The following is a 4,722-nucleotide window of genomic DNA, read 5'->3' as shown; positions in this document are numbered from 1 at the left end:
CCAACGCCAATTATGGCGGGTGTGCGTACGCCGACCCGTCAATTTAGTTCATGCGTTCTTATCGAATGTGGCGATAGTTTAGATTCTATCAATGCGACCGCTAGCTCTATTGTTCGTTATGTCTCTCAACGCGCAGGTATTGGTATTAACGCAGGACGTATTCGTTCTTTAGGCTCAGAAATACGGGGTGGTGAAGCCTTCCACACTGGTTGTATCCCTTTTTATAAGTACTTCCAAACCGCTGTTAAATGTTGTTCTCAAGGTGGTGTCCGAGGCGGCGCAGCAACCGTCTTCTACCCTCTTTGGCATGGTGAAGTCCAATCACTATTGGTACTAAAAAATAACCGTGGTGTGGAAGAAAACCGTGTTCGTCATATGGATTACGGCGTCCAGCTGAATAAACTCATGTATTCTCGTCTGGTCCAAGGTGGAAACATCAGTTTATTCTCTCCATCTGACGTTCCAGGTCTATACGACGCTTTCTTCGAAGATCAAGATGAATTTGAGCGTTTATATGTTCAATACGAAAATGACCCAGCGGTTAAGAGAACCTCTGTAAAGGCCGTTGAACTGTTCTCTCTTCTTATGCAAGAAAGAGCCTCTACTGGTCGTATTTACATTCAAAATGTCGATCACTGTAATACTCATAGCCCATTTGATTCAAAAGTAGCACCGGTTCGTCAGTCTAACTTATGTTTAGAAATTGCATTGCCGACTAAGCCTCTTTCGAATGTAGAAGATGATCAAGGCGAGATCGCTCTTTGTACTCTGTCTGCTTTCAACCTTGGTGCTATCAACGAATTAGATGATCTGGCCGAATTATCCGATCTGGTTGTTCGAGCTCTCGATGCCTTATTGGATTACCAAGACTACCCATTACCGGCGGCGTACAAATCAACAATGAACCGTCGCACTTTAGGTGTAGGTGTTATCAACTATGCCTACTACTTAGCTAAGAATGGCGTGAAATACTCTGACGGTAGTGCAAATGGTTTAACCCACCGTACTTTTGAAGCGATTCAATACTACCTTCTGAAAGCATCGGTTGAACTCGCGAAAGAACAAGGTCGTTGTCCTTCGTTCCATGAAACGAACTACGCGAAAGGTTTGCTACCAATCGATACTTATAAAGCTGACATTGATAAGATTTGTGATGAACCGTTGCATTACGACTGGGATGCACTGCGTTCTGACATTATGGAATACGGTCTGCGTAACTCAACATTAACAGCACTAATGCCATCAGAGACCTCATCGCAGATTTCCAACGCGACAAACGGCATTGAGCCACCTCGTGGGTATGTCTCTGTAAAAGCGTCTAAAGATGGTATTTTGAAGCAAGTTGTTCCTGATTTCGTTAATCTCAAAGAGAACTACGAGTTATTGTGGAATATCGGTCCAAACGATGGGTACCTACATTTAGTTGGCATCATGCAAAAATTCGTTGATCAAGCTATCTCTGCAAATACTAACTATGACCCTAGTAAGTATGATAGCGGTAAAGTTCCAATGAAGAAGCTGCTTCAAGATCTGCTAACTGCCTATAAATACGGTGTTAAAACGCTTTACTACCATAACACTCGTGATGGTGCTAAAGACGACCAAGGCGATGCAGTTCAAGTGCCGGAAGAAGATTGTGAAGGCGGCGGTTGTAAGATCTAAACCGCAATAAACATTAAGACCCCAGAGAAGAGTTATCTTCTCTGGGTTTAAAGCATTAACAGGGTCCGTTTTATTACGGGTCTTTAAAGGATTTGAGGCATTTATGGCTTACAGTACTTTTTCTCAGCAAAAAAATGACCAACTAAAAGAACCAATGTTCTTGGGTCAGTCGGTAAACGTTGCACGTTACGACCAACAAAAATTCGAGATCTTCGAAAAGCTTATCGAGAAACAGCTTTCTTTCTTCTGGCGTCCAGAAGAAGTAGACGTATCTAGCGACCGTATCGACTACAACAAGCTTCCTGAGCATGAAAAGCACATCTTCATCTCTAACTTGAAATACCAAACGCTTCTAGATTCAATCCAAGGCCGCAGCCCTAACGTTGCCCTACTTCCATTGGTATCTCTACCAGAAGTAGAAACTTGGATCGAAACCTGGTCATTCTCTGAAACGATTCACTCTCGTTCATACACGCACATCATTCGTAATATCGTAAATGATCCAGGCGTCGTATTTGACGATATCGTGGAAAATGAAGAAATCTTAAAGCGTGCTAAAGATATTGCTTTTTACTATGATGATTTGATCAAGTTGACTGCTGACTATCACCGTTACGGTGAAGGCATTCACAGCATCAATGGCGAAGAAGTAAAAATCACACTTCATGATCTAAAGAAGAAACTTTACGTTTGCTTAATGTCGGTTAATGCTCTCGAAGCGATTCGTTTCTACGTGAGCTTTGCATGTTCATTCGCTTTTGCTGAACGAGAGCTAATGGAAGGTAATGCGAAGATCATCAAATTAATTGCTCGTGATGAAGCTCTTCATCTAACAGGTACTCAGCATATGATTAATTTGCTGCGCAATGGTCAAGATGACTTTGAATTCATGCAAATTGCTGAAGAATGTAAGCAAGAATGTTTTGACCTATTCAAAGAAGCAGCAGAACAAGAAAAAGAATGGGCTGAATACCTATTTAAAGATGGTTCTATGATTGGTCTTAACAAAGACATTCTTTGCCAATACGTTGAGTACATCACTAATATTCGCATGCAAGCCGTTGGCCTAGGTGCTGCTTACCCAGAAGCAACATCGAACCCAATTCCTTGGATCAACGCTTGGTTATCTTCAGATAACGTGCAAGTAGCGCCACAGGAAGCAGAAATCAGCTCTTACTTGGTTGGACAGATTGACAACGAAGTCAGCGCAAATGATTTTGAGGATTTTGAACTGTAATGGCACAACTTAAAATCAACAAAGTCACCACCATTGAGTCAAATTCTTCCAATACCTTATTGGAATCGCTCGAGTTGGCTGGTCTTGAGCCAGAATACAATTGCCGTGATGGGCACTGTGGAGCGTGCCGCTGTACATTAGATTCAGGGGAAGTAGAGTTTGTTGGTTTTGCTATGGCCTATACAGAGAAAAATGAAATTTTACCTTGTATCTGTAAAGCCAAAAGCAACGTTGAGCTATCAAATGTTCGCTACAGAATGAAAGAAAAACGCGCATAACGCGTATTCATAAAAATCAGCGAGGAAGGTCAGTTATAAACTGGCCTTTTTTATACCTTCCAAAAATGCATCGGCTGTAAACATCGAAACCGGTTTATCCGCAATTTCTCGACCGTCATCATCAAACAAAGAGAGACGATATCCTTGCGCCACTTTGCTGCTGTCTTCAATAGGCGCGTGTCGCCAATCAGATGCTAGGTCGTAACCATGAGTCCTAAGCGCTTCACCTAAAACCACTTTTTGACTTGCCACTTGATACCAGACTAAAATTTTCGAGTGAGAAAACACAGTGACCTCCTTGACCGAATGTTTCATCGAAGGAGATAGTGTACAAGTAATCACCATCATTGATAGCCTCAAAAATAGGACAATGAAGCCGCTATATTGAAATCATCGACTTACATTTAGACCATTTGTTTATAAAAAATAAAGTTGTTCTTCTGTATGTAATAAGGAGTAATTTCATCAATTTATTACGGCACGGCACTCGGTAGACGTTTGACAAAGGCTACTTTTGATATAAGTAGCCTCCTGAGTTGTTGATTAAGGCGTGTTGCAGATTAAATAAGAGTTGAAGGAATAAACATCTCTTTTAGGCTTGTCACTGAACTGTACTGAATGAACATTGGTTTACCTGACAAATATCGTCGTAGCATATCTGCCGCGATCGTCGAGATCAGTTCTTTTCGTTCAGCCATAGAATATTGACGTTTGAATTCTAGCGTTTGCCCCCATTCCCCTTTGGACGTCGATAACGCGATAGAAAACTCATTACCTTCTAACTTGCCTGTCACTAACGCAATGTCAGTTGAACACTTTTCTCGTGTTGCCCCTGCTAGAGCAAATGCAGCGGCCAGAGGGTTCTGTTCTTGGCTTGAAACATCTAAAGAACCACTCATAATCCATGAGTGGCCACAAAATGGATTCGCATTAACATCTGAATGGAGCCAATTTGACAGCCATCCATGGGTTGATTGCTCTGAAATAGAGATAGACTGTTTCTTTTCGGCAACCAGATGACCAACATGGGAAAGCATGCTTTCATCAACACTCACCACGTTGGATTCAATAAGCTTATAGATCATTTGCAGCACACGAACTTGAGTCTCCAAGTCGTTTTGAGGCGCAAATAACTTCACTTCGATAAAAGGCAAATACGAGCGATACCCAATCATATATCCCTGTGGAAGTTGCAGCTTGTCTAATTTATCTGACAACACTGACTCGGAAGTCCCTAGTGTATATAGTCGACTGCAACTGTAACTTTCTCGTTCAGGGAAACGGTGTCTTAAATCCGTCAAGATCTGAGTTTCCACCATCAATTCAAACTCTTTAGGAACACCTGGCGTAAAGTAGAACAGGCAATCGTTAATCACCATTTTAAAACCGCACGCTGTTCCTATCGGGTTATCTATAATCGTGGCACTTTGAGGCAGCATGGCTTGTTTAACATTGCTTTCTGGCATCGTGATACCTCGAGCATTAAAAAAAGCATGGAGCGTTTCCAGCCACTCTGGGAATAAAGTCAACGCTTCATCTGCTGAC

The 4,722-nt window shown here is 42.0% G+C and carries 5 protein-coding genes; 3 read left to right on the top strand and 2 right to left on the bottom strand.

The features are described 5' to 3' along the window. The 3 genes from nrdA to yfaE all read left to right on the top strand — a co-directional run. Nucleotides 1-1,662: class 1a ribonucleoside-diphosphate reductase subunit alpha (nrdA, locus tag ACP45E_RS17380; RefSeq protein ID WP_069585328.1), on the top strand; the 1,662-nt coding region annotated here is incomplete at its 5' end. A 103-nt stretch (nt 1,663-1,765) separates the two neighbouring features. Continuing rightward, nucleotides 1,766-2,899 carry a class Ia ribonucleoside-diphosphate reductase subunit beta gene (nrdB, locus tag ACP45E_RS17375; RefSeq protein ID WP_017035326.1) on the top strand — a complete coding sequence of 378 codons (1,134 nt, stop codon included), beginning with the start codon at nt 1,766-1,768 and terminating at the stop codon, nt 2,897-2,899. Next, nucleotides 2,899-3,177 carry a class I ribonucleotide reductase maintenance protein YfaE gene (yfaE, locus tag ACP45E_RS17370; protein WP_017038908.1) on the top strand — a complete coding sequence of 93 codons (279 nt, stop codon included), beginning with the start codon at nt 2,899-2,901 and terminating at the stop codon, nt 3,175-3,177. The genes nrdB and yfaE overlap by 1 nt, the downstream gene beginning before the upstream one ends. Before the next feature lie 33 nt (nt 3,178-3,210). Here the strand turns inward: yfaE and ACP45E_RS17365 are convergent, their stop codons facing one another. Continuing rightward, the gene (locus ACP45E_RS17365) at nt 3,211-3,465 is read right to left on the bottom strand and encodes a hypothetical protein (RefSeq protein WP_017035324.1); all 255 of its coding nucleotides are present in this window, start codon (nt 3,463-3,465) and stop codon (nt 3,211-3,213) included. A gap of 272 nt (nt 3,466-3,737) precedes the next feature. Continuing rightward, a partial coding sequence (locus ACP45E_RS17360) for a competence/damage-inducible protein A (RefSeq protein ID WP_069585326.1) occupies nt 3,738-4,722 on the bottom strand: 985 nt, incomplete at its 5' end.

The sequence above is a fragment of the Vibrio genomosp. F10 str. 9ZD137 genome (assembly GCF_049974785.1).
Classification (GTDB): Bacteria; Pseudomonadota; Gammaproteobacteria; order Enterobacterales; family Vibrionaceae; genus Vibrio.
This window is presented reverse-complemented; position numbering and strand designations above follow the sequence as displayed.